General features: G+C 38.2%; 1 protein-coding gene. It reads right to left on the bottom strand.

The window, feature by feature from the left end; genetic code table 11:
• Positions 1-670, bottom strand: a 670-nt coding sequence (locus tag NZ519_14020; protein MCS7029869.1) for a hypothetical protein, incomplete at its 3' end; no start/stop codon positions are given.
• Positions 671-862: the final 192 nt, after the last annotated feature.

Below are 862 nucleotides of genomic sequence, written 5' to 3'. Positions count from 1 at the left end.
AACTTTTGACAAATTCATTGTACAACAACGCTGTGCTAGAACCTGCACTACTCCCATCAGAATTGATAAAATCGTTGTAGTATGCACCATTCCAAGCATTAACAACGTTGTCTATACGCTGCTTTAAGTTGTTTATGGCACCTATCAAAAAGTCTCTTCGGTTTGAAGAGCTGCTAAACGCAGATAAAATAGCACTATTGTTGTCATTTAGGTCAAAAATGAGATACTCAATAGCTAAAAAACCTCGTGCGTCTCGGTTGAAGTCGTTAAAATTAGCGTTGTTGTTAGCAATGGCATTCTCTATTTTAGTGGTAGATACGGGAAAAGTAGCAATTTCTTCTACCAAAGCTTTTCTGATACCTTCCTCACCTGCGGGTCCAAAATTGTACGCATTAGCATATTGAAAAGCAACATACGCCTCTGTCCAAGCAGTTTGTAAGTTTTGTAGATTAGTCAAATTGACATTTTGAGTAAAATTAGTAGCTGCTGTTAAAAGTAACTCAACTTTGGCTTGTAAGTCCGAATAAGCGGGGCGAATTAAATTTTTGGCATAATTTTCTAACATGGCTTTTCGGTTAAAGCCATCTTCGCTTTGCTTTTTTTCTTTTTTGCAGGCAGCTAAGAAAATTCCCGCTGCGCAAAGTACTAAAATGATTTTTACCTTTTTCATAATTCAATACAAGTTTAAGACTAACTTTTAATTTTAAGATTAAAAACACACGAAGCTACTACCTTTGAACAAGATTTTTTGGTGTAGTTCGTGTGTTTGCGTAGAATTTTGATTTTTTGCGTGAGGCATGCGGAGGGTGGGCGTTAGCCCAGTGCGTAGCGAAGCGAAGCACCGAAGCGAAAGCGTAGCCCG

This window comes from Bacteroidia bacterium, from assembly GCA_025056095.1.
In the GTDB taxonomy this organism is placed as follows: domain Bacteria; phylum Bacteroidota; class Bacteroidia; order JANWVE01; family JANWVE01; genus JANWVE01.
This window is presented reverse-complemented; position numbering and strand designations above follow the sequence as displayed.